General features: G+C 54.8%; 19 protein-coding genes. 17 read left to right on the top strand and 2 right to left on the bottom strand.

Going from position 1 to position 25,611, the window contains the following annotated elements; genetic code table 11:
* Nucleotides 1–8 precede the first annotated feature (8 nt).
* From BN6471_RS10895 to BN6471_RS10855, 9 genes are all read left to right on the top strand, one after another.
* A complete protein-coding gene (locus BN6471_RS10895; protein ID WP_066648896.1) occupies nt 9–1,730 on the top strand; it encodes a [FeFe] hydrogenase, group A in 1,722 nt (573 codons plus the stop codon).
* Nucleotides 1,727–1,969: a (2Fe-2S) ferredoxin domain-containing protein gene (locus tag BN6471_RS10890; protein WP_066648893.1), complete on the top strand. Its 243-nt coding sequence runs from the start codon at nt 1,727–1,729 to the stop codon at nt 1,967–1,969. The genes BN6471_RS10895 and BN6471_RS10890 overlap by 4 nt, the downstream gene beginning before the upstream one ends.
* Nucleotides 1,970–2,127: 158 nt before the next feature.
* The gene (locus BN6471_RS10885) at nt 2,128–3,846 is read left to right on the top strand and encodes a [Fe-Fe] hydrogenase large subunit C-terminal domain-containing protein (protein WP_066648890.1); all 1,719 of its coding nucleotides are present in this window, start codon (nt 2,128–2,130) and stop codon (nt 3,844–3,846) included.
* The gene (locus BN6471_RS10880; protein WP_066648887.1) at nt 3,830–5,002 is read left to right on the top strand and encodes a SpoIIE family protein phosphatase; all 1,173 of its coding nucleotides are present in this window, start codon (nt 3,830–3,832) and stop codon (nt 5,000–5,002) included. The genes BN6471_RS10885 and BN6471_RS10880 overlap by 17 nt, the downstream gene beginning before the upstream one ends.
* Nucleotides 5,003–6,571 (top strand): zinc ribbon domain-containing protein, encoded by a 1,569-nt coding sequence (locus BN6471_RS10875; RefSeq protein ID WP_066648883.1) that lies wholly within the window; start codon nt 5,003–5,005, stop codon nt 6,569–6,571.
* Nucleotides 6,572–6,925: 354 nt separating this feature from the next.
* Nucleotides 6,926–9,544, top strand: a complete 2,619-nt coding sequence (locus BN6471_RS10870; RefSeq protein WP_066648880.1) for a response regulator — start codon at nt 6,926–6,928, stop codon at nt 9,542–9,544.
* A 33-nt stretch (nt 9,545–9,577) separates the two neighbouring features.
* Nucleotides 9,578–9,934, top strand: coding sequence for an Hpt domain-containing protein (locus tag BN6471_RS10865; protein ID WP_066648878.1), 357 nt, complete (start codon nt 9,578–9,580; stop codon nt 9,932–9,934).
* Nucleotides 9,935–9,944: 10 nt separating this feature from the next.
* The gene (locus tag BN6471_RS10860) at nt 9,945–10,991 is read left to right on the top strand and encodes a response regulator (RefSeq protein ID WP_066648876.1); all 1,047 of its coding nucleotides are present in this window, start codon (nt 9,945–9,947) and stop codon (nt 10,989–10,991) included.
* A 183-nt stretch (nt 10,992–11,174) separates the two neighbouring features.
* Nucleotides 11,175–13,280, top strand: a complete 2,106-nt coding sequence (locus tag BN6471_RS10855) for a sensor domain-containing diguanylate cyclase (protein WP_242861861.1) — start codon at nt 11,175–11,177, stop codon at nt 13,278–13,280.
* A gap of 71 nt (nt 13,281–13,351) precedes the next feature.
* Here BN6471_RS10855 and BN6471_RS10850 read toward each other — a convergent pair whose 3' ends face one another.
* Nucleotides 13,352–14,764: an amino acid permease gene (locus BN6471_RS10850; protein ID WP_066648871.1), complete on the bottom strand. Its 1,413-nt coding sequence runs from the start codon at nt 14,762–14,764 to the stop codon at nt 13,352–13,354.
* Between the two features lie 160 nt (nt 14,765–14,924).
* On the opposite strand from BN6471_RS10850, the gene BN6471_RS10845 reads away from it, so the two are divergent.
* The 5 genes from BN6471_RS10845 to arcC all read left to right on the top strand — a co-directional run bounded on the left by BN6471_RS10845 (nt 14,925) and on the right by arcC (nt 20,518).
* Entirely contained in the window at nt 14,925–15,395 is a 471-nt protein-coding gene (locus BN6471_RS10845) for an acyl-CoA thioesterase (RefSeq protein WP_066648870.1), read from the top strand.
* Nucleotides 15,396–15,669: 274 nt separating this feature from the next.
* A complete protein-coding gene (gene ptcA, locus BN6471_RS10840) occupies nt 15,670–16,692 on the top strand; it encodes a putrescine carbamoyltransferase (protein ID WP_066648869.1) in 1,023 nt (340 codons plus the stop codon).
* Between the two features lie 94 nt (nt 16,693–16,786).
* Entirely contained in the window at nt 16,787–18,181 is a 1,395-nt protein-coding gene (locus tag BN6471_RS10835; RefSeq protein WP_066650096.1) for an APC family permease, read from the top strand.
* Nucleotides 18,182–18,235: 54 nt separating this feature from the next.
* Nucleotides 18,236–19,336 carry an agmatine deiminase gene (gene aguA, locus BN6471_RS10830; protein WP_066648867.1) on the top strand — a complete coding sequence of 367 codons (1,101 nt, stop codon included), beginning with the start codon at nt 18,236–18,238 and terminating at the stop codon, nt 19,334–19,336.
* Between the two features lie 246 nt (nt 19,337–19,582).
* The gene (arcC, locus tag BN6471_RS10825) at nt 19,583–20,518 is read left to right on the top strand and encodes a carbamate kinase (protein WP_066648866.1); all 936 of its coding nucleotides are present in this window, start codon (nt 19,583–19,585) and stop codon (nt 20,516–20,518) included.
* Nucleotides 20,519–20,600: 82 nt separating this feature from the next.
* Here arcC and BN6471_RS10820 read toward each other — a convergent pair whose 3' ends face one another.
* On the bottom strand, nt 20,601–21,341 hold the full coding sequence (locus tag BN6471_RS10820; protein WP_066648864.1) for a YdcF family protein: 741 nt from the start codon (nt 21,339–21,341) through the stop codon (nt 20,601–20,603).
* Between the two features lie 129 nt (nt 21,342–21,470).
* Here BN6471_RS10820 and BN6471_RS10815 point away from each other — a divergent pair, with 129 nt between their 5' ends.
* From BN6471_RS10815 to cysS, 3 genes are all read left to right on the top strand, one after another.
* Nucleotides 21,471–23,372: an ABC-F family ATP-binding cassette domain-containing protein gene (locus BN6471_RS10815; protein ID WP_066648863.1), complete on the top strand. Its 1,902-nt coding sequence runs from the start codon at nt 21,471–21,473 to the stop codon at nt 23,370–23,372.
* A 131-nt stretch (nt 23,373–23,503) separates the two neighbouring features.
* Nucleotides 23,504–24,055 (top strand): DUF3793 family protein, encoded by a 552-nt coding sequence (locus BN6471_RS10810; protein WP_066648860.1) that lies wholly within the window; start codon nt 23,504–23,506, stop codon nt 24,053–24,055.
* Nucleotides 24,056–24,223: 168 nt separating this feature from the next.
* Nucleotides 24,224–25,603 (top strand): cysteine--tRNA ligase, encoded by a 1,380-nt coding sequence (gene cysS / locus BN6471_RS10805; protein ID WP_066650094.1) that lies wholly within the window; start codon nt 24,224–24,226, stop codon nt 25,601–25,603.
* Nucleotides 25,604–25,611 lie beyond the last annotated feature (8 nt).

Here is a 25,611-nt window from a genome sequence, read left to right as displayed (position 1 = left end):
GGATTATGATGACTGATAAAAAGCATATGATTATAGACGGACAGATCGTGAATTACGATGACGAGCAGAATATTTTGGCGGTTATCCGCAAAGCGGGTATCGAGCTGCCCACGTTCTGTTACTATTCCGACCTGTCCATTTACGGCGCGTGCCGTATGTGCGTGGTGGAGGACGAATGGGGCGGCGTTATTGCCTCGTGTTCCACGCCGCCGCGCGATAAAATGAAGATCAAGACGAATACGCCGCAGCTATTTCGCCACCGCAAGATGATTTTGGAGCTGCTGCTGGCGAGCCATTGCCGCGACTGCACGACGTGCCCCAAAAATGGGAAATGCCGCCTGCAGGAGCTGGCGCTTCGCTTCGGCATCGACAGCGTGCGCTTTGAAAACACGAAGAAGGAAGCAAAGGTCGACGAGTCGGCGCTGTCCATCATCCGCGACGAATCCAAGTGTATCCTGTGCGGCGACTGTGTGCGCATGTGCTCGGAGATACAGAATGTGGGAGCGATCGACTTTGCGCACCGCGGTTCCAATATGACGGTCTCCACAGCGTGGGGCAAGCCGCTTGCCGAAACAAATTGTGTCAACTGCGGACAGTGCGCGTCGGTGTGCCCGACGGGCGCGATCGTGATCCGCAACTGCACCCAGAAGTTCTGGGACGCGCTTTATGACGATACCAAGCGCGTAGTCGTGCAGTATGCGCCGGCCGTCCGCGTGGCGCTGGGCGACGAGTTCGGGCTGGAACCGGGCGTAAACGTCGCCGGAAAAATTGTAGGCGCGCTCAGGAAGATGGGCGTGGACGAGGTATACGATACGACGATGGGCGCAGACCTCACGGTCATGGAAGAATCCAAGGAGTTTTTGAAAAAGTATAAGGAGGGCGGCAAGCTGCCGTTGTTTACGTCCTGCTGCCCGGCGTGGGTCAAATATGCGGAAAATACGCATCCGGAGCTGATGGGGCAGGTTTCCACCTGCAAATCGCCCATGCAGATATTCTCGGCCGTGATCAAGGAGCACTTCAAGCAGGTACAGGAGGTGGACGGCAAGGAGACAGTTGTGTTCGCCATCATGCCGTGCACGGCCAAAAAGGACGAGCAGGTACGTCCCGAATTTATCCATGGGGATGGCGGCAGGGATACGGACGGCGTAATCACCACGCAGGAGTTTGCCAGCATCTTAAAGCAGGCGGGCATCGTGTTCGAGGACATCGACCCGGAGGCTGCCGATATGCCCTTTGGTATCACATCGGGCGCGGGTGTCATCTTCGGCGTGACGGGCGGCGTAGCAGAGGCGGTCATCCGCCGCGTGGTGGACGACAAAAGCAACAACATGCTGCATAATATCGCTTATACGGGCGTGCGCGGCCTTGAGGGTACAAAAGAGGCGAACATCCCGCTGGGCGGGGATAAACGCATAAAGATCGCGGTCGTAAATGGCCTGGCAAATGCCGAAAAGCTGATCCGGAAAATCAAAAACGGCGAAGCAAGCTACGACTTTGTGGAAGTCATGGCATGCCCGGGCGGCTGTATCGCGGGCGCGGGGCAGCCCTTTGCCCGCCGGGAAGGAAAACAGGAACGCTCAAGGGGACTGTATGACGCGGACAAGCTATGCCAGGTCAAGCGTTCGGAAGAAAATCCGGTTATGATGTCACTGTATAGTGGGATTTTAAAAAATAAGGTGCACGAGCTGCTGCACGTTAATTACACAAAAGGGGAGGGAATAAAATCATGATGACAATCAGCGTATGTATCGGGAGCGCATGCCACCTGAAAGGGTCTTACAACGTGGTGAGCGAGCTGCAGGAGATGATCGAGGAAAAGGGGTTGGGCGACGAGGTGGAGCTTACGGGCGTATTTTGCCTCGGGCACTGCACGGACGCGGTGTCCGTACAGATCGGCGAGGAAGTATTCTCCGTCAATTCTGATAACGTCGGCGACTTTTTCAAGGAGCAGGTGCTTGCCAAAATGTGACGCGCGGCGCGGGCGTGATTGATCCGGCGGAGCGACGCCGGCGCTTGCAAGAGCGAGTTTTTGCGAAGCAAAACCTGAGCGGTTTGCATGTCGACCGGAACGACTGACGGAAACAAACGCCCTGACGAAGCTTGCGCCGAACCAAAAAGAGGTAGAATATGAGTATCATCCAGTTCAAAGAAGCGAATTGTAAAAACTGTTATAAATGTATCCGGAGCTGCCAGGTGAAATCCATCGCCTTCAAAAACGAGCAGGCGGAGATCACCGAAAGGGAGTGTATTTTGTGCGGGCATTGCTTCCTTGCTTGCCCCCAGAATGCAAAATCCATCAATTCCAGCCTGGAAACGGTAAAGGGATATCTCAAAAACGGCGAAAAGGTATACGTGTCCGTAGCGCCGTCCTTTGCGAGCTGTTATAAGGACGCGACGTTCCCGAAGATTTCCGCCGCCCTCAAAAAGCTGGGCTTTACAGGCGTGGAGGAAACGTCCATCGGCGCCGCGCAGGTGTCCCGCAGCTTTGAAGGGCTGATGAAAGAGCATAAGATGGGCAATATCATCACCACCTGCTGTCCGACGCTCGTGCTGCTGGTGGAAAAATATTACCCGGAGCTGGTCAAGTATTTAGCGCCCGTAGCCGCCCCTATGACGGCGCACGGCAAGATGATGAAGGAAGTGTATGGCAGCCGCATCAAAACGGTTTTCATCGGCCCGTGCATTTCCAAAATCCACGAGGCGCAGGAAGAAAAAGGCGGCGGCGCGATCGACGCGGTGCTGCTCTTTGACGAGGTGATGAACTGGCTGAAGGACGAGGGCGTCGATTTGGAGCAGGAGGACGGCGACGTCCGCGAGATGAAGGCGACGGTCAACCGCCTGTATCCCATTCCCGGCGGCATCATCCAGACGATAGACAAGCAGGCGCGCGCAAACTATCAATGCGTGGCGATCGACGGGATCGACCGCTGCGTGGAAATATTGGATTCCTTAAAAGGCGGGGAGATCACGAATTATTTCCTGGAGATGAACGCCTGCCCCGGCAGCTGCCTCGGCGGCCCCGGCCTTAAGGAATGCAGTCCGGCGTATTTGCTCTCCAAAGACAATACGCTCAAATACGTCAAGAACCGCAAGGCTGCACAGGCGCCCGTTTCAGAAGATACGCGGCTCGATTTTTCGTGGCAGTACGAAAGCCGTGTGCCCAAACGCCACGAGCCGACGGAAGAGGAAATACAGCAGGTGTTTTTGCGCATGGGCAAGACGAGCGACGACAAAATACTCAATTGCGGCGGCTGCGGTTATTCGACGTGCCGCGACAAGGCGATCGCCGTATTGCAGGGCAAGGCGGATATGCGCATGTGCCTGCCGTTCATGCGGGAAAAGGCGGAAAGCATCTCTAACGTGGTGATGGACAACACGCCCAACGCCATCGTGATTTTGGACGGCGATTTCAACCTCATGGAATACAACAGCGCGGCGGCGGAGCTTTTCCGCTTAAACGAGAAAAACTATGTCGGGCGTCCGATCTCCATGATCATCGACTGCGACGACATCGACGAGGTCAGGGAGACGGGGGAAAATATTTTCGACCGCAAGGTATATTATAAGGACCTTGATATCACAGTGGAGCAGTCCACCATCTTTATCCGTGAGAATTCCATCTACCTGCTGCTGATCAAGGACATCACGGAGGACGAGCACCAGCAGCATAAGATGAACGAAATGCGCGCGGAGACCGTCGAGGTCACGCAGAAGGTCATCGACAAGCAAATGCGCGTGGCACAGGAGATCGCAAGCCTGCTGGGGGAAACGACGGCGGAAACGAAGATCGCGCTCACCAACCTCAAGAAATATATCCAGGAGTCCGAAGATGAGCGTATTTATTGAGACAAGCCCGGGCAGCCTTTTCAAATATGGGGAAGAGCTGTGCGGCGATAAGGTAGAGATCGTGCGCAAGGGCGACGTGGTGACGATCGTGCTCGCGGACGGCCTCGGGAGCGGGGTCAAGGCGAATATCCTCTCTACGCTCACCTCCAAGATCGCGGCGACGATGCTCGCGGACGGCGCGGATATCTACGAAACGGTGGAAACGGTCGCCTCCACACTGCCGGTGTGCAGCGTGCGCGGGCTTGCGTACTGTACGTTCACGATCCTGCGCGTAAACAAACAGGGACAGGCGCACCTCGTGGAATTCGATAACCCGCAGGTGATCCTCGTGAGGGGCGGAAAAGAAGTCGTAATCGATAAGGAAGAGATCGAGATCGGCGACAAGAAAATACTGGAAAGCCGCTTCGAGATGAAGGAAGGCGACATGTGCATCGCCTTTTCGGACGGCGCGATCCATGCGGGCGTAGGCCAGCTTTTGAATTTCGGCTGGCAGCGCGACAACATCGTGGAATATGCGTGCCGCGCGTACGGGAAGGATATGCCCGCGCGCGCCATGACCAAGCTGCTGTTGTCGGCGTGCGATTCGCTCTACGACGAAAAGCCGGGCGACGATACGACGTTCGTGACTACGAAAATACGCAAATCGCGTCCCGCGCACATCATGGTGGGGCCGCCGGTAGACGGTTCGCGCGATGAAGAGATCGTCAGGCGCCTGCTTAGCGTGGACGGGTTCAAGGTCGTGTGCGGCGGGACGACGTCGCAGATTGTGAGCCGCGTTTCGGGCAGGGAGCTTTCCGTCAAGATCGACTACAAAGACCCGGACGTACCGCCGGTGGGGCTGATCGACGGGATCGACCTGGTGACGGAGGGCGTGGTCACGCTGGCAAAGACGCAGGAGATCATGCAAAAATATATGTCGTCCGCAAGCGCCATGGACGATATCTTCAACCTGTACAAAAACGACGGCGCGTCCCGGCTGGCGAAGATACTGCTGGAGGATTGCACGCGCGCGCACTTTATCGTGGGCAGGGCTTTAAATCCTGCCCACCAGAACCCCGACCTGCCCATTAATTTGAGCCTGAAGCTGCGTTTGGTGAAGGATATCGCGCAGACCATGCGCGCCATGGGCAAGGAAGTGGAGATCGAGTACTGCTGAATGGTCATCAAAACAATCGCCTTACAAATACATAAGCCCACCGCGGAAAAAAGGAAGGTCATGGATCGCGCGATCGGGCAGTATAACGACGCGATGGGCTACCTGCTCGAGCATACCAAGGGCTATATCCCTGATATCGTGGACGAGATGCACAGTGGCGCGAGCTTCCTTTCGCGCCGCATCACCGCACTGCTCTCAAAGGAGCTGATGGATTCGCTGAATGATTTCGGCGTGCAGCCCTTCAAGGATTCCTTAAAGCTCGATTACGCCATGACGATGATCGCGTGGATCGCGCTCAGGAGGTCGCAAAAGAACGCACGCTATCCGCGCCTGGTGCGCGAAGGGCGGATAGCAGACCGCGCGATCCACGAGCTGCTTTGCAGCTATGACGGGGGCGGCATCGGCAGGCGGGCGCTGGAGGCGCAGCTGAAAAAGCTTTATGACGGGCTGCATATGAAAAAGCCGATCCTCTTCGGGCGATACGCCAAAAACCGCGATTATTGCCTGTTGTACGACGAACAAAAGGACAGGTTTTACGCAAAGCTGTACCTGATGAACGTGCGGGACGAAGGACGGCGCGGGGGGATTATGCGCGGCAATAGCTGCCTGCGCTACGTCGCCGGCGATGGCGGGCTCCTGGAAAAAGACAACAAGCGAGAACGTTACCTGGTGCTGCCGCTTTCCTTTGGCAAGGAGCAGCAAAAGGTGCTCCGGCAGGGGCTCAGCGACCCATCGATCTTCAAGACCGCACGGCTCAAGGAAAAGAACGGAAAATATTACCTGCTGGTGAATACAGCGGCGGCCCCGGCAAAAAGCCTGCCGGAAAAAACCTTCCTCGGCGTGACGCGCAGCCTTGTGGCGGCGGCGCGCTATGCGGTGGTGGATCAGGAGGGCAGGCTTGTCGCGGAGCGGACGGTCAGGATGCCGGAGGCGCCCTCGAAAAATGATTTCCATACCGCTGCCAAACAGATCGTTTTGGCGGCGCAGGAACACAAGAGCAAGATCGTCAGCTACCACCTCGGCCACATGGGCGACCAGCTCTCGCGGGAAGGGCGCCTTGCCTGCCTGACGGCGGGGCAGTTCAATAAACTGATGTCCATGGTTTCTTACAAGGCGGAGCTCAAGGGGCTGGCAAGGCCGGTCACCGTCAGTCCGCGCGGGCTTTTTTACACCTGTCCGCGGTGCGGCGCCAATACGCTCAAAAACCGGTTCATGCAGGATAAATTCCTGTGCGTCAAGTGCGGCTTTGCGGGGGAGACCGAAAGCGTGGGCGCGGCAAATGCGGCGCGCAGGCTGCAAAAGTACGGCGGCAGCCTGCTGCCCTTTGAAGCGAGCGTCGCACACGGACGGATCACGCTTTCCAACAAGATCCTCGATATCCGGTACGAAACGGATTACACGCGCGAAGCGATCGATGGCTTTTACGACTACATCGGCGAGCTGGTGGAAAAATGGAAGGCGAACGGAAACGCGCCCATCCGCGCCGGTGCGAAGAAGATCAGCTATTATAAAAAGTTTATTGGCATCACGAACCCGCGCGAAGAGATCGCGATCGTCGATGTAAAATAAAACCATATACGGCGCATTTTGCTGCCGCGCCGTCACACTGGGGGATTGCCTGCGGACGTTTCCCGGGTGGATATCCGCCGAGCGGAGCGCATATGCGTAAAAGCGCAGCTATCTGAGAAAAAGGCACGGGCCGCTTGCGGCTGCGTGCCTTTTGATGTTACAGGGGTGGCAAACAGGGTTATATAATATAAATATGACTGAGCGAGGAATACATATAAACAGCTTAACAAAGGCTTTTTTGCAAAATGCGACAGGAAAAACAGGGAACCGTATCGAATAGTCACAATAGAGAGGTTTTCTTTTCTTCGGAATATTTTTTTGCGACCGGGCATATAAATAAAGTAGGGGCAGGTTATGGGGAAGAGGAAAAGATGGAAACTGAAGAACGTCAATACGCTCCTTATATTGACTGTCTTTGTTATTTCCATCGGCGTGACCGCTTTTGCGGGTATGACGATCGTAAATACCGATCGCCTTGCACGGTACACAAATGAAATATATCAGGAACCTTACGCGGTGAACGAAGCGGCCTGGAAAATGCGGCTGCAGATTTTGTATGCGCGCAATACGATGCTCAGTATGCTGACAGACGATGAAAATTTCGATAACCAGCGGGAAAACCTGGAGCGGATGTATGAGAACCGCAAAGAGCAGCCCGCCATCCGGCGCGTGCTGCAGGAGCAATACCAGGGGGATCCCCAGCTGGTCGCGACGCTGTTTGAGGATTTCGATACCCTGCGCACGCAGCACGACCGGTGTATCGAGCTCATCTACCAGGGCAAACTCGACGAGGCAAAAGCGATCTTGTATACTGAGGCCTATCCGGTCTATCAGGAAGCGGATCAGCTCATTGCCCGGGTCATCAGCGATTCGCAGCAGCACATCGCGCATTACGTGGAGAGTACGACCGCTCTTAACGACCGTACGAACATGATGGCGCTCATATGGGGCGGCGCCTTGATCGGTATTACTTTGCTGCTGTCTATCATGAGCGCGCACACTATTACCAAGCGGAATGCGGACATCTACCACAACGATATGCTCTTTAAGATCATATCGGAAAACGTGGACGATGTGTTCATGATATACGATTGTGTCGGCGAAAAGGTGGAATACATCAGCGACAACGCCGGGCGCATCCTGGGGCTGCCTGTGGAAGACTACAAGCACAACATGTGGATCGCGCGTTCCTATTTCAGCGACGATGAGTTTGCGAGGGTGCGCAAGACGGTGGAACTTGCGAAGACGCGGGAGATCATAGAATTTGATTTCATGATACACGACCCCAAGACAGGAACGGAAAAAGAGCTGCACAGCAAGCTGTATCCCATCCTGGAAAACGGCAGGGTCGTCAAACACGTGTTTGTGACGAGCGACCTGACGGCGGAAAAAGTATCGAAGAAAATGCTGGAATCCGCACTGGACGACGCGCGCAGCGCAAACAAGGCCAAGCGGGAGTTCCTATCGCGCATGAGCCACGAGATCCGCACGCCCTTAAATACGATCATCGGGCTTGTCGAAGTCATGAAGAATTCCCTGGAGGCCGAAAAGAAGCCGAACAACGACTTGAAGAAGGTCCATATAGCGGCGCAGCATTTGTTGGAGCTGATCAACGACCTGCTCGATATGTCCAAGATCGAAAGCGGCAAGATGGAATTCGAGCAAAAGGAGTTCAGCTTGAACGTGATGCTTTCGGAGATATCCATGATCATGGAGCCGAAGATCGCGGAAAAAGAACAGATATTCGACGTCATGCTCCGGGACGTGGTAAACGACCGCTTTGTGGGCGCGGAGCTGCGTATCCGGCAGGTGCTTTTGAACTTCCTTTCCAACGCGGTGAAATTCACGCCGGAGGGCGGGAAGATCAAGCTGGCGATCCGCCAGGTGGCGCAGCGCGGCAACGCGGCGTGCCTGAATTTCTCGGTGACGGATAATGGCATCGGCATGAGTGAAGAATTCATGAGCCGGATATTCCTGCCATTTGAGCAGGAAAGCACGGACATTTCGCGCAAGTTTGGCGGCACAGGCCTCGGTATGGCGCTTTCCAAAACCTTTGTGGAAACGATGGGCGGCACTATCGACGTACACAGCGTAGAAGGCAAGGGCAGTAAATTCTCGTTCGACCTGTGGCTGCAGTTTGCGGATGCGCCGGTAAACGACGGCAAGCTGCCGGAAAAATGGAAAGACCTGCGCGTACTGCTGGTGGATGACGACGACGAAATGCGCGGGCACCTAAAGGTCATCTGCGAACAGTTGGGTATCCGGGCAGAGGAGGCCGGTTCGGGTGCGGAGGCCGTGCATATCATCAAGAAGTCGGCGGAGCCATTTGATTTTGCGTTTATCGACCTTTACATGCCGGACGTGGACGGGATCCGTACGACGGAATGGATCAGGAACGAGGCCAAAAACGATATCCTCGTCGTGCTGATGTCGGCGTATGACTATAAACGTGTCGAGCAGGAAGCGCGTGAGGCGGGCGTGAAGGGATTCCTGACAAAACCTGTGCTCCGGGAAGCGGTGTACCAGGTGATCGGGGAGCTTGAGGGCGAGGCCGTGGAAGAAGCGGAGGAAACGGAGGAGCTGCCCGATTTTACAGGCAAACGCATGCTTTTGGTGGACGACAGCGAGCTGAACCGCGAGATCGGGCAGGCCCTGAGCGAACAAGTCGGGTTCATGGTAGAGACCGCAAACGACGGGCAGCAGGCGCTTGAAAAGTTCGTTGCTTCCCCGCCGGGATATTACGACGCGATCATGATGGACGTGCAAATGCCCGTGATGGACGGGTACGAAGCGACGCAGGCGATCCGTGCAAGCGGACATGCCGACGCGAAGGATATTGTGATCTTGGCCATGACTGCCAACGGTTTCCGGGAGGACGTTGCGGAATCGATCAAAAACGGCATGAATGCGCACGTATCAAAACCAATCGATGCAAAAGTGGTCTTTGCCATACTGAAAGACTATTTGCTATAATAAAAGGGAGCTGTTTGGCGGAAAGGACAGAATATGACATTTCAGGAGGCTGCGGAAAAATACAGCGGACAGGGAATCGATTTGAAGGACGTACTCAAACGGATGGGCGGCAATGAAAGCCTGTGTGTGAAGTTTTTGCACAAGTTTCTGGAAGACCAGACCTACGGGGAATTTTGCACGGCCTATGGCAAGGATGATATGCGGCAGGCGATGGTACATGCGCATACGCTCAAGGGGCTGGGCGGAAACCTGGGGCTTCGCGGGGTATATGAACAAAGCGCGTGCATCGTGGATAAGCTTAGAAGCGGGGAAACGGATATTGCGCGGGAGGCGCAGGCGCTCAAAGAAGCATACGAAGCGGCAGTCGATACCATCAAGCGGATAGGCTAGGGGAGGGGACATGGCAAACAGTATATTGGTTGTGGACGACATCGAGATCAACCGCAACATGCTCAAAAACCTGCTGGTGAGCGAATATGATGTCCTCGTGGCAGACGGAGGGCGGCAGGCGATCGAGCTGCTCGATGGACACAGGAAAGAGATATCGATGGTACTGCTCGACGTGATCATGCCTGAGGTAAGCGGTTATGATGTGCTGGAATACATGGGCTTCCATGATATGCTGCGCGACATCCCCGTTATGCTGATCACGGCGGCGGGGTCTGACGAAATGGAAGAAAAAGGCCTTTCGCTGGGAGCGGTGGACTATATCCGCAAACCCTTTGCGCCGGATATCGTCAAACGGCGCGCGCGTACGCTCATCGAACTTTACAAATACCAGAACCATCTGGAAGAGGCCATAGAGGAAAAGACGGAGGCGCTTTCCGATATCAACGAAATGATCGTCGCGGTCTTAACTTCCGTCATGGAAACCAAGACGATGGAGACAAAGGAGCATATCCAGCGCATCCGGCTTTATACGAAGGAGATCCTGAAGTATATCTACGAATATTATGACGACAACTACGGGCTCACGCCGCAGAAGATCGAAATGATGGGCATGGCTTCCATCCTGCACGACGTAGGCGAGCTGATGCTGCCGGAGTCGATCGTCAACAACAGGGAATCGCTGTCGCCCGAAGAAGAAAAGATATTCATGACGCATACGACAAAGGGATGCAAGCTCATCGATCCGCTGAAAAACCTCGAAAACGAGTTTTATGCGAATTATTGCTACAACATATGCCGTTACCACCATGAACGCTGGGACGGCAGCGGATATCCGGATAAGCTTTCCGGCAATAACATACCGATTTGCGCGCAGGCCGTAGCGCTTGCGCACCATTATGACGAGCTGATGTGCAAATACGGCGGCTGCCACGACAAGGCGCTGCAGACGCTGATGGCGGGGGACGCCCAGCAATTTTCGCCGGTCATGACGGAAACGCTCAAGCTGGTGGGCGATCATTGCCGGAGCATTTACGAAAACAACAAGGAAAAATCATAAGCAGGATCACATGGGCAGGCTGCGGGCTTTTCGGAGCCTGTTTTTTTGCATACCGGTTCCGGATTAAAAAAATATTTTTCTACTTCCCATTTGCTGAAAAGTGGTATATGATAGGATCAATAGGTACAAAATCGCTATGCTTATCGTTTCTTTATAGTTTATGGCAAAATCGGAGGGATTTTTTTGCAAAACCTGTTGCTTGACCTGCTGGATCAGATGCTCGAACTGGTATATGTGTCCGATGTGGAGACTTACGAGCTTTTATACCTCAATTCAGCGGGCCGGGAAACATTCGGCATCACGGATATTGAAGGAAAAAAATGTTATGAAGTATTGCAGGGACGCGACGCGCCCTGTCCTTTTTGTACCAACGATAAATTGAGTATGGAAAGAGTATATACGTGGGAATTTTCCAACGAAATGGTGGGCGGACATTACATTTTAAAGGATAAGCTCGTAGACTGGGGCGGACGGACGGCCCGTATGGAGATCGCAACGGATATTACGGAAAACGAGCGGGAAAAGGTTGCGCTGAAAAACGCGCTGGAAGCACAAATGGTGCTTCAGGAATGCGTACACCACCTGTATGAGACGAAAGACCTGGAAGAGGCGGTCAATTTTGTGCTGGGCAAGATCGGGAGTTTCCTCCTGGCAAGCCGGGCCTATGTATTCGAGATCCGCGGCGACAGGATATACAACACATATGAATGGTGTGCGGAGGGGGTCATGCCGGAGATCGAATTGCTGCAAGACCTGGATATTACGCTCATCGACCGTTGGAGGTCAAGCTTTGACCGGCACGAATGTGTCGTAATTGAAGACATAGAGGCCGTCAAGGACGAGAAGCCGGACGAATACGACCTCCTTTCCGTGCAGGATATCACAAGCCTGGTGGCCGCGCCGCTCGAGCAGGATGGCGAATTGGTCGGTTGTTTCGGCGTGGATAACCCGCCTGCGGAAAAACTGCGCAATATCGTACCGCTGTTCCACACGCTGCGCTATTTTTTGATGTCCACCATCCGCAGGGTAGAGGACGAAAGAATGTTGACGCGCTTAAGCTTTGAGGATATGCTCACGGGTTTTTATAACCGCAACCGTTATATGCAAGACCTGGCGGAATGTGACGGGGAAGAGAAGGTAGGGATCGTTTACGTCGATGTGAACGGGCTTAAAAACTTAAACGACGAGCTTGGACATTCCTATGGCGACCGGGCGCTGGTCGACTGTGCGCAGACCATACGGAAGGTATTCGTGGAGGGGGACTTTTACCGGATCGGCGGGGATGAGTTCATTGTGATCTGCAAGGGGATTGCCAAGGAGCATTTTTTCCAGGATGTGCGCGAGCTGAAAAACCAGTTTGCCGCAAGCGACAGGTGCCAGGCTGCCATCGGTTACCAGTGGGCGGAAAAGGTGGAAAATATGCAGCGCCTCATCTATACGGCGGACGCCATGATGTACGAGGACAAAAAGCAGTATTACCGCAAGACGCTCTCAAGCGACCGCTACCGCCATTACAATGACGACGTGCTGGGCCTTACCAAGCCGGGCGTATTGCAGGGGATGATCGACCAAGGGCGCTTCAAGGTTTATTTACAGCCCAAGGTCTCCTTTGTTGACCGTTCGCTGATCGGCGCGGAAGCACTGGTGCGTTACCAGGTCGAGGAGGGCGTGGTTTTGGCGCCCGGGCAGTTCCTGCCGGTGCTGGAGGACGCCAGGGCCATCAGTACGCTGGACTTTTTTGTTTTCGACTATACCTGTTCCAAGATCGCGGAATGGCTGCGGCAGGGAAAAAAGGTCGTGCCCATTTCCGTCAATTTTTCGCGCTATACGCTGGTGGAAAAAGACTTTTTAAGTAAATTGGAAACTATATATGACAAGTATGGTTTTGATAAAAAACTGGTGGAGATCGAGATCACCGAGAGCGTCAAAGGGACGGAAGGGATCGACATGATCCGGTTGATCGACAAGATCAAGGAAGAAGGGTTCGTCATTACCATCGACGATTTCGGCGTGAATTACGCGAACCTCTCGCTCTTTACTTCCATCGATTTCGACGTGCTGAAGATCGACAAAAGCCTGGCGGAAAACATACAGCATAACCGCAAGGCGCAGATGGTCATCGAGTCCATCGCGGGCATCTGCCGCAAAATGGATATCCGCATGGTGGTCGAGGGGGTAGAGACGGAAGACCAGTTCAACATCTTGAGCACTATCGGCTGCGAGCAGGCGCAGGGCTACCTTTTCAGCCGGCCCATGCCCATCGAGGAATATGAAGGAAAATACATTTGAACCGCGTTTTCCAGCCAAAGGAATGAAAACGGGCAGCCCTTATGGGCTGTCCGTTTTTTGTTGCTGTATTTTTACAATTGTTCCCGCTCCGCTTTGGCGGGGTCGCGCCATTCCTTTTTGCGGAATTTATAGATCAGGAGCGGCACCGCCGTCAAGACGACGGATCCGATAAGGATAAAGAGGATGTAGCCGCTGGCCGAGGAAGCGTCTGCGCGCAGCGAGGCGGGCGGGATAAAGCTGGTAAAGATCACGAAGGCGATGCCGATGAAACCGACGATGGAAAAGATCCACATGCCGGGCATACCGCCGGGGATTTTGAAAGCGTGCGAGTCGCGCGGATGCCTCCGGCGGAAGATAATACCGGATAAAAGGATCATGATATAGACGATACAGTATAGCACGACCGCCATTGTGAGGATGGTATTGAATACGCCGTTCGTCCCGGGGATGAACACGAAGATCAGGGCCACGCCGGTAACGATGACCGCCTGCAGGATCATGATCGGTACGGGGATATCGTGCTTGTTGACCTTCTGGAACACCGGCGGCAGGTTGCCCGCGTTCGCGCACCGGAGCATACTGCGCGAAGGGCCGGAAGTCCAGGCGGAAATTTCCGTGACGCACGAAAGCGCGATCATCACGGCGATGATGGTGGTGATCCAGCCGAGGCCCCATTGGTCGAACATGACGGAAAAGGCCTGCGCCGGGTCGGCCAGCGCCACGCCCGACTGTTTTACGATGGCGTCCGTAACGATGCCGGCGTAGGTAAAGAGCACGGCGACAAAGCCCGTCGCCAAAATGATGGCGCGCGGATAATTCTTGCGCGGGTTGTCAATGCGGTTTGCAAAGCTGGAGGCCTGCTCCATCCCCGCGAAGAGGAAAATGATGCCCGAAAGGCGCGATAAGGTGTCGAAGTCCGAAGCGTTGGGGATGATCTGCGAGACGGGCGGCGGCGTAAAGGCGGCTGCGTCGTTCGTGGCGGCAAATACCGTGCCGCAGATGAGCAGGACGGCAAGGGGGACGAAAAGCCCGAAAATCGTGCCGTACGTGCTGATGGCCGTAATGGGGACGCCCTTGATGATCAGCAGCGTGATCAGCCAGAAAACAGCGATCACTACGACGCCGATAAAGATATTGTTGCTCAAAAGATCCTTGGCGCCCAGCATGGTGGCCAGCATGTCCGCAAAGGCGGCGCCGACGGTGACCATGCCGAAGCACATCTGTATCCATACCAGCCAGGCCGCGGTAAAGCCCCAGCGCGGGGAAAGCGCCTTGCTGATCCATACGGGAAGCCCGCCGTCGACGGGCATTGCCGTGGCAAGCTCCGCCGAAACAAAGGATACGGGGATCACGAACATGATGATCGCAAAGATCATAAAGGAAATGGATTCCCATCCCGCGTATGCGATATTGGGGACACGCCGGATCGATGCGAAAAACGCCATTGTCAAAAACATCAATTGTAAAAAACCGATTTTCTTCATACCAGTTTCCTTTGCGGTTTATTTTTGTGATAGTCGTGCGACGTCTTATTGATAAACAAAAACCCGGAGGATATGCAAAAAAGAATCGCCTTTTTTTGCATAAAACAAAAAAAGCGGGGTATAAGTAGGATATCAAAAAGCTTCGCCGGGGGGTAGAAAAATGGAATACAGCGGAAAAGGTTACGCGGAAACGACGCACATCGTGATGTCAGGCGACATCAACCAGCTGGGCAACCTGCACGGCGGGACGCTCATGCAGTGGGTGGACATCATCGGCGCGGTCGCGGCGACGCGGCACTGCCGCAGTATTGTCACGACGGCAGTGCTCGACAGTATGGATTTCAAGCATCCCGTGCCGCTCGGCGGGATCGTGACACTGCAGGCGTGCGTGACATGGACTGGGCGAACGTCGCTTGAGGTGCGCGTGGACGTGTACAGCGAAAAGTGCAATACGGATGAAAAGACCCGTACCAATACGGCTTACCTCGTGTTCGTGGCCCTGGGCTACGACGGCAAGCCCCGGGAGGTTCCCCCTTTTGTTCCAAACACGGAAAACGAGAGAAGGGAATACGGGCGTGCGCAAAAACGCAGGGAAGAGCGTTTGCGCAAAAAAGCTGCCAACGAAGCGTAAACGCGCGGTGCCCCGGGAAAAAGGCGCCTGTCGAATTTCGTGAAAAAAAGTGTTCGTGGTATTTTGTTCACAAATGCGTAACGCGATTTCATATGCGTTTCGTTTATTCCAAAACATGGATTATATATGGACTTGAGGCTTTTTTGGCACTATCATGAAAGCATCCGAAGGACAATTTCATGATGGGCGGCCCCGGGGACGTAACAGACGTTGAACCACCGAAAAGCGTTTCGGTTCTATAAACAATTCACTTTATTCAAGGAGGATGCTGATTATGGCTCGTATCAAAGATTTTATCGACACAACCGATTTCACCAAAAAGGAACTGGTGGAGATCATCGACTTGGGAATCGCCATCAAAAAATGTATCAAGCTGGGTTACTATCCGCAGCTGATGAAAAATAAAGTCCTGGGGATGATTTTTGAGCAGTCCTCCACGCGTACGCGCGTTTCGTTTGAAACGGCGATGGCGCAGATGGGCGGACACGCACAATATTTAGCCCCCGGGCAGATCCAGATGGGCAAGCACGAATCCGTAGGCGATACGGTGCGCGTACTGTCCCGTTTGGTCGATATCCTGATGGCGCGCGTAGAACGCCACCAGACGATCGTTGAAATGGCGCAGGGCGCTTCCATCCCCGTCATCAACGGCATGAGCGATTACAACCATCCGACGCAGGAGATGGGCGACGCGATCACTATGAAAGAACACCTGCCGGACGGCAAAAAGATGGAAGACTGCAAGGTCGTATTCGTAGGCGACGCCACGCAGGTGTGCGCCTCCCTTGCCATGCTCACGACAAAGCTGGGCATGAAATTCGTACAATTCGGGCCGAAAGGCTTCCAGTTAAAAGAGAATTTCCAGAAGATTTGCGAAGAAAACTGCAAGGTTTCGGGCGGCTCTTTCCTGCTTACGGAGGATGAGGACGAGGCGGTATCCGGCGCGGACTTCATTTATACGGACGTCTGGTACGGCCTGTACGAGGCGGAGCTTTCCAAGGAAGACCGCATGCGCATCTTCTATCCCAAATACCAGGTAGACGCCGAAATGATCGGCAAAGCGGCGCCGACGGTGAAGTTCATGCACTGCCTGCCCGCAACGCGCGGCGAAGAAGTGACGGACGAAGTCATCGACGCGCCATACTCCATTGTGATCGACGAGGCGGAAAACCGCCTTTCCGCAATGCGCAGCTTGCTCGTATACTTCATGTACCCGGAAAAGCCGGTGGACATCGTGGCAAAGGATGCTTCCAAGGCAGGCCTCGAAGCGTATATGAAGGAGATCAAGCTGGTTTGAAACATCCGTTCCTGAAAAAACAAACGCCGGAACCGGGAGCGCCTCCTGCGGGCGTATCCCGGCGGGCGTCACTAAGAAGGAGGTATGGTATATGATGGCTACAAAGAAGAAATTCAAACTTTTTGACGCAGTGCTGGCTGCGGTATGCATCGTCCTTGTCGTGGAGGCGGTAGCGCCTGCGGCGGCGATCGGCCCATGGCAGTACATTTGGTGGGCGATCATGCTCATTGCGTTCTTCCTGCCGTACGGCATGATTTCAGCAGAGCTCGGTACGACGTACGACGACGAAGGCGGCCTTTACGACTGGGTCAAGCGCGCGTTCGGGCGGCGCAACGGCTCGCGCGTCGCATGGTATTACTGGGTAAACTTCCCGCTGTGGATGGCGTCCCTCGCGGTGCTTTTCACAGATATCCTGATGGCGGCGGCCGGAATCGAGATCAACTGGATCTTGACGCTCGTGATACAGCTCGTCTTTATCTGGGTGGTCATCCTCATCAGCAATTACCGTGTCAGCCAGAGCAAATGGCTGATCAACATCGGCACCATCGTCAAGGTCATACTGATCGTTGCGATGGGCGGGCTGGGGATTTACGGCGCGGTTGTGAACGGTTTCGCGAACTCCGGTTCCTTGGCGGATATCTCGCCGCTGATGGGCATCTCGTTTATTTCGATCATCCTCTTTAATTTCATGGGCTTTGAGGTCGTTACTACCTTTGCGGGCGATATGCAGAACCCCAAAAAGGAAATTCCGAAGGCGATCGTTGTCGGCGGCATCCTGATCGCGGTATTTTACCTGTTCGGCGCGTTCGGCGTCAGCGCCGCGATCCCGTATAATGAGCTTTCCGTGGACAGCGGCTTTATGGACGCGGCAGGGATCCTGCTGGCAGGAGCGCCGGGTATCATCCTCACGATTATCGGCATCCTCTTCATGTTCTCGCTGATCGCCAACCTCTCCTCGTGGTCGTTCGGCGTAAACTATGTCGCGATGTACGCGGCGCGCGACCATGCGATGCCCAAAGTATTCGGGAAAGAAAACAAGGACGAGGTTCCTTCGAGCGCAAACATCATCAACGGGGTGGTGGCGACCGTGATCGTGGTGGTCGCGGCCATTTTAGGGCAGGTCAACCCGGACGCGGTGGACTCCTTCTGGACTTTGTTTGCCTTAAACGTGGTAACGCTGCTCGCTTCGTATATCTTCATGTTCCCGGCTTTCCAAAAGCTGCGCAAAAAAGATCCCGACAGGGAACGCCCGTACAAGGTACCGGGCAAAAAGGGCATGATCGGGATCATGACATGGGTGCCGTTCGCGCTGCTCATCCTGGCGATCTTCTTCCTGCTGTTCCCGTATGACGCGGAGACGGGCATGCTGACGCCGGACGTGGTACTGATCATCGGCGTGGTGATCTCTGTGGTACTGGGCGAAATTATCGCCGCGGTATGCGCGGGGAAAAAGAATAAGCAGGAAGCGCTGGAACAGAAAAAACAGTAAAGCGATACGGACTTATATGCTAAGTTAAAATACAAAGAAAGGCGATGTATTATCATGATTAATTACGATTCAAAACCAAAGGCTGACGGCTTTCGGATGCCCGGAGAGTTTGAACATCACGACGGCTGCTGGATCCTGTGGCCGCAGCGCCCGGACAACTGGAGGTTGGGCGGCAAGCCCGCGCAGAAGGTGTTCGTGGAAGTCGCAAAAGCGATCAATCAATTCGAGCCTGTCACAGTGGGCGTGAACGAGGACCAGTACGAAAACGCGCGCGGCATGCTCCCGGAGGAGATCCGCGTAGTGGAAATGTCCAACAACGACTCGTGGATCCGCGACTGCGGCGCAACGTTTGTCGTAAACGACGCGGGCGAGGTGCGCGGCGTGGACTGGACGTTCAACTCGTGGGGCGGCCTGGTGGACGGGCTTTACTTCCCGTGGGACAAGGACGACGAGGTAGCGCGCAAGATGTGCGATATCGAACGCAAGGGGCGTTACCGCCTGGACGATTTCGTACTCGAAGGCGGCAGCATCCATTCGGACGGCGACGGAACCGTGATGGTGACGGAGGAATGTTTGCTTTCCGAAGGCCGGAACCCCGACCTCACAAAAGAGGAGATCACGCAGGTGCTGTGCGATTACCTCGGCGCGGACAAGGTGATTTGGCTGAAAAAGGGGATCTACCTCGACGAAACGAACGGGCATGTGGACAACATCTGCTGCTTTGTAAGGCCGGGTAAGGTATTGCTCGCATGGACGGACGATGAAAACGACCCGCAGTACGCGATCAGCAAGGAAAACCTCGATATCCTCGAATCGGAAACGGACGCAAAGGGCAGGAAGCTTGAGGTCGTCAAACTGTATGTGCCCGCGCCGATTACGATCACCAAAGAAGAGGAAGAGGGCGTAGACGCGGTGGACGGCACATTGCCGAGGCTGGAAGGCGACCGCCTGGCCGCTTCGTATGTGAACTTCTATATCGCGAACGGCGGTATCGTGGTGCCGGGCTTTGGCGATCCGAACGACGAAAAAGCAGTGGCCACGCTCAGGGAATGTTTCCCAGGCCGCGAGATCGTACAGATCCCCGCAAGGGAGATCCTCCTCGGAGGCGGGAACGTCCACTGTATTACGCAGCAGCAGCCTTCCGGTAAAAAATAGAAACGCCCAGCGCGGCGATCGGACACGCTGCATCACTTCTATGGGCATACATGGACTCACATTTGCACGGGGTGGCCTCCGTGTGAAGGACCTTATAACGAACTGCGTGGGAAGGGCGGAGCGCTCCGCTCCGCCTCTCCGGCGCAAAATCCATTGGGGAAATTGTATTGGCACGAAAGGGAAACGGGTCGTTGATCCGCTTTTGGTTTCGTCATCCTAAAATACCGGAAAAGGCGGTAAGCAATTATGTGCAGAATGGTAATCGCGCTCGGGGGCAACGCGCTCGGCAACACGCCCGAAGAGCAGATGGAAAAAGTAAAATTTGCGGCAAAGTCGATCGTGCCGCTCATTCTTGCGGGCAACGATATCATCGTATGCCACGGGAACGGGCCGCAGGTGGGGATGATCAACTTAGCGTTTGAAAAAGGATTCGAGGGCGGCTATACGCCTATGATGCCGCTCGCGGAATGTACGGCGATGAGCCAGGGCTACATCGGCTATCATTTGCAGCAGGCCATAGATGCGGAGCTCGTCCGCAACGGAAGCGGCGATACGCCCGTGATCACGATGCTCACGCAGGTCATCGTCGACGAAAACGATCCCGCGTTCAAAAACCCGGCCAAGCCGATCGGGGCTTTCTACGACGAGGAAACGGCGAAGAAACTGATGGCGGAAACGGGGTGCAAATATGTGGAGGACGCAGGGCGCGGCTGGCGGCGGGTGGTCGCTTCGCCGAGGCCTGTGAGCATCTACGAATATATGACGCTTGACACGCTGATCAGCGCGCGCGAGGTCATCATCGCCGGCGGCGGCGGGGGCATCCCCGTCATCCATACCAAGGACGGTTACAAGGGCGTAGCGGCGGTCGTGGACAAGGATTTTGCCGCGGAAAAACTGGCCGAGCTGGTACATGCGGAATACCTGTTTATCCTGACGGCGGTGGATCGCGTCTGCATCAATTTCGGCAAAGCAAATCAAAAGGAGATCATTCATATGACGCCGAAAGAGGCGCAGGCATATATGGACGAAAACCAGTTCGCGCCGGGCAGTATGCTGCCCAAGGTACAGGCCGCATGCGAATTTGCAAGCAGCAGGGAAGGCAGGAAAGCGATCATCGGTTCGCTGGAAAAAGCGCCCCTGGCCCTGGAAGGGAAAAGCGGTACGCTGATCGAGGCGAAATAAAATAGCCACCTGTACATATCTCCCTAAAAAAGCCGGACATACGCTGGTATGCCCGGCTTTTGCTTTTGGACGCAATCGCGGCCTATTCCCCGTACGCGCGGCAGATACGCGCGTAGCTTTGCTCAACTTCGGAAGGAATATCGACATGCTCCATGAATCCGGCGCCCTTAGGCCCGTAGCCGTTTTCGTCGTCGCGCAGGCGCGGGATCTCGCGCAGCAGGAATTCGCGGAAACGCTCTTTTGACCATAAACCATTTTCGCTGCCGCAGGGCATCCCCGCATAGGGGATGAAAGGTGCATAGCTTAGGAGAGGCACGCCGGGGCGCAGGTATTTGAGCAGTGTAAAATGGCTGCGCAGCTGCATGAACGGATCCTGCATGAGCATCGCGCTTTTTAGGGAGATCCCGCGTTCTTTCAAAAGCGCGAGCGAAAAGCGGGCGTTTTCGCCCGAATTGGTGGATTTCCCTTCGCATAAGGCGATCGACGGATCCATGCCGTAATGCCGGATGGCGATACGCGCCATGATATCGGCCTCCGGAAGGCCGCCGCATTCCTCGCCGAACAGCTCGCGCGCCGTATGGACGAGGTTTTGCGTGGAATGGCCGATGCCGCCGCTGAACACGACGGTATTGCACAGCCCCTGCGATGCGGCTTGGGCCGCGCATTCGATAACAGGGATCACCTCGCAGCCGAATACGAACAATACATCCACACGGGAAAACCCGGCGCCCGCGAGGGCGGCAGGGGACAGGCCGCACAAGTCGCGCCGCGCCAAAAAGCGGGACAGCGTATCGATATCGTGTTTGAGGGTGTTTTCGTCCATAAGGAAAGACCTCCGCCGTTTTTTTCCATTATACCGCCTTTGCCGCGTATAGCACAAGCAGACAAAGGTTTGAAGGGCGGCGCGCATTGTGATATACTCGGTTAGGAATCTAACGAAGAGGATATCAAAATGCTGGCATCATTTGCAGACGTGACCGTCGCATACGGCGACGCAACCATATTAAAGAATATTACGGCGAACCTGAACGCCGGGGACAAGATCGGCCTGATCGGCGCGAACGGCGCAGGAAAGACCACGCTTCTCAATACCCTTGTGAAGCGTATCCTGCCGGAAGAAGGCAGCGTGATCCACAAATCCGGGCTTTCGATCGGCTATCTGGAACAAAACAGCGGCCTGAACAAGCAAAATACGATCATCGCGGAAATGCGCGCGGTGTTCCATGAGGCGCTTGCCGCCAAAGAGGACATGCGGCGTTTGGAGCAGAAGATGCACGAGAGCCCGGACGACAAGGCGCTCCAGCGGGATTACGCACATGCGCAGGCGGTGTTCGAGGCCGGGGACGGTTACCAGATCGGGGTCAATATCAAAAAGATACTGAATGGCATGGGCTTTTCAGATAAGGCATACGATACGGACATCTCGACGCTCTCCGGCGGGGAAAAGACGCGCCTGGCGATCGCCAAGCTGCTGCTGCAGGATCCGGATCTGCTGATTTTGGACGAACCGACCAACCATCTCGATTTCAAAACGCTGATGTGGCTGGAGGAATATTTGCGCGGCTACAAGGGCGCGGTGCTCATCGTATCGCACGACAGGTATTTCCTGGACAAGCTCGCGGAAAAGATATGGGAGGTCGAGGACGGGGAGCTCACCGAATACACGGGAAATTATACGCAGTACAAACAACTGAAAGCGGAATATCTCGCTTTCCGGCTCAAGGAATACGAAAAGCAGTCGCGGCAGATCGCGCATATGGAAGATTATGTGGCGCGTAACTTAGCGCGCGCTTCCACGGCAAAAAGCGCGCAAAGCCGCGTCAAGAAATTAAGCAGCCTGGAGCGCATTACAAAGCCGCGTACCCATGTGAGCGCGCCGTCGTTTTCGTTTGCGGCAACCGTGCGCCCGGCAAACGATGTGCTGACCGTCAGTGATTTAACGCTGACTGTGGGCAGGGAAGAAAAAGTGCTCGCGCGCGGTGTCAATATGGATATCAAGCGCGGACAAAAGGCGGCGGTCATCGGCGACAACGGCACGGGGAAGTCCACGCTCATCAAGCTTTTGATGGAGCATGCGGACAAACCGCCGGACGGGCACATCGCCTTTGGAAAAAATACGTCGGTTGGCTATTACGACCAGGAAAACAAGAATATGACGTCGTCCAAGACGGTACTGAGCGAGGTATGGGACGCCTTTCCCGCGCTGCTCGAATACGGTGCGCGCTCCATGCTCGGGCGCGTGCTCATCACGGGGGAGAACGTATTCAAACGCGTGGGGGACTTATCGGGCGGCGAACGCGCCAAGGTGGGCCTGGCGCTGCTCATGTGCGGGGACTACAACGTGCTGTTTTTGGACGAACCGACCAACCACCTCGACCTGCCCGCGCGCGAAGCGCTGGAGCAGGCGCTCAAAGATTATAAGGGAACGCTGCTCTTCGTGTCGCACGACAGGTACTTCATCAATGCGCTGGCGGGCAAGGTGTACGAGATCGCGGACGGCGGTGTAAGCGCCTTTGAAGGAACGTTCGACGAATACCAGGGCGCCAAAGAGGGGATGGCGGCAGCAAAGAGCGCCGTTAAGGCGCAAACGCGCCCAAACCCCAAGGAAGAAACGGCCATGAACCCCAAGCAGCGCCGCGCGCAGGAGGCAAAGCGCAGGCAGGAGCTTTCCGCCGTGGAACAGGAACTTAAGAGGCTGGAGGCGGAAGAGGAACGCCTGAAAAGGGAAATAGGCGAAAACCCGACGGATTACGCGCTGCTCAACCAAAATTGCGCACAGCTGGAAGAGGTCAAGGCCCAATATGAGGCGCAGCTTGAAAAGTGGATGGAGCTCGATGAAAAAAATGAAAATTAGTCTTGACAGCTTTTTAAAATTTGTGTATCATGTAGCTAGTTAGCAAAAGCTAACCAACGGGAGAAAGGTTCCTCCCTTTCTTTTTTAAAAACGAGTTAGCGAAAGCTAATTAAATAAACGGGGACAAGAGGATGGGTACGCACAGAGACTTTGAAAAGATATTGGCACGGCACTGCGCGCCGACGATCGCAGGAAAAAAGCCTGCAAGCCTTGTGTCGCTGAAAAAGAATAAGGTAGACGCGGAAAAATGGCTCTATTGGTACACGCGGGGCATGCGCAAGCGGGGCGTATATTTCTATGGATTATGTGACTGTGAAGACCGCAAACTGGTGCTTATCTATCATGAAAAGCTCTTACGGAAGATACTGCGCAAGCCCAATGTACGCGCTTACCTCTTTGGCTGTGGCTATAAGGAAACTTCCTTTCATGCGATGCTGGAGCGCCTTGCGCAGCGCGTGCGGGAATGTGGGGATTTCCCTCATGAAATTGGCCTGTTCCTAGGTTATCCGCTAAGCGATGTGCTCGGCTTTATCCGGCATGGCGGCAAAAATTACAAGCTTGCCGGGCCGTGGAAAGTGTACGCCGGCGAAAAAAAGGCGCGAAGGCTTTTTGAGCGCTACCGTGCCTTGAGCGACGCATTTGACGCGCTGATCAAAGAGGGTAAGACGATCATGTGCTATTAACTTAAGCTACCTCCCCTATTTTGGGATGTTCATAACAACCCGCACAAAACCCCGGCCGCATACCTCCGGGGTTTTTGCATGCGATGAAATTTGCTTTATTCTGTTGATACTTGCGGGCGGATATATTATAATGGAATGGATCGTAAAAAGGAAAAAGGTGAAACCAGCTTGAAAATCTTCAACTCAATGACAGGCAAGAAAGAAGAGTTAAATCCGCTTTTGCCGGGGCAGTTTAACATTTATGCGTGCGGGCCGACCGTATATAACTATTTCCATATCGGCAATGCGCGCCCTTTTATTATATTCGATACCCTGCGCCGCTACCTCGAATACCGCGGCTACAAGGTGAACTTTGTACAGAACTTTACGGACGTGGACGACAAGATGATCCGCGTGGCGGCGGAAGAGGGCATCACGGTCGGTGAGCTCGGCGAGCGCTTCATCAAAGAATATTTCAAGGACGCAAAGGCGCTCAATATCCGCCCTGCGACCGTACACCCCAAAGCGACGGAGCACATCGGCGATATCATCGCGCTGGTAAAAAAGCTGATTGACGCCGGCCACGCCTATGAGCTTTGCGGCGACGTCTATTTTGATACGCAGAGCTTTCCCGGTTACGGCAAGCTTTCCGGGCAGGATTTATCGGAGCTGGAGCTCGGCGCTCGTATCGACATCAACGAAAATAAGAAAAACCCGATGGATTTTGCGCTGTGGAAGGCGCAAAAGGAAGGCGAAATCGCCTGGGACAGCCCGTGGGGCAAGGGGCGTCCGGGCTGGCACATCGAGTGTTCCGCCATGAGCATGAAATATCTGGGCGAGACCCTCGACATCCACGGCGGCGGACAGGACCTCAAATTCCCGCACCACGAAAACGAGATCGCACAGAGCGAAGCGGCGACGGGAAAACCGTTCGCCAACTACTGGATGCACAACGGCTACATCAATATCGACAACAAGAAAATGTCCAAATCGGCGGGCAATTTCTTTACGGTGCGCGATATCTTAAAGGAATTCCGCGGCAATGCGGTACGGCTTTTTATGCTGAGCGCACACTATGCAAACCCGATCAATTTCTCGCGCGAACTGTTAAAGCAGGCGGAGGCCGCTTACGACCGCATTTTAAACTGCCGCGCAAACCTCGCCTTCATCATCGCCAATCCCAAAGATATTGCGGTGGACGTGAAACAGGCGGTCGATACCGTAACGGAAAAATTCAATGCGGCGATGGACGACGACCTCAATACGGCGGACGCGATCGGCGATATCTTTGAATACGTCAGGCAGCTGAATATGCTCTTTGGAAACGGCGGGCGCGCAGAGGACGCACAGGCGGCGCTCAAGGCGCTGGATACGCTGCTTAACGTGCTCGGCATCGAGCCGGAAACACAGGAAGAGATCCCGCGGGAGATCGCGGAACTGGCGGAAAAACGCCAGGCGGCGCGCGCGCAGAAAAACTGGGCGGAGGCAGACCGCCTGCGCGACGAGCTAACGGCTCTTGGCTATGAATTAAAGGATACGCCTGACGGCGTAAAAATAAACAAGATTTAGGGGGAACG

Source organism: Christensenella timonensis (genome assembly GCF_900087015.1).
Classification (GTDB): Bacteria; Bacillota; Clostridia; order Christensenellales; family Christensenellaceae; genus Christensenella; species Christensenella timonensis.
This window is presented reverse-complemented; position numbering and strand designations above follow the sequence as displayed.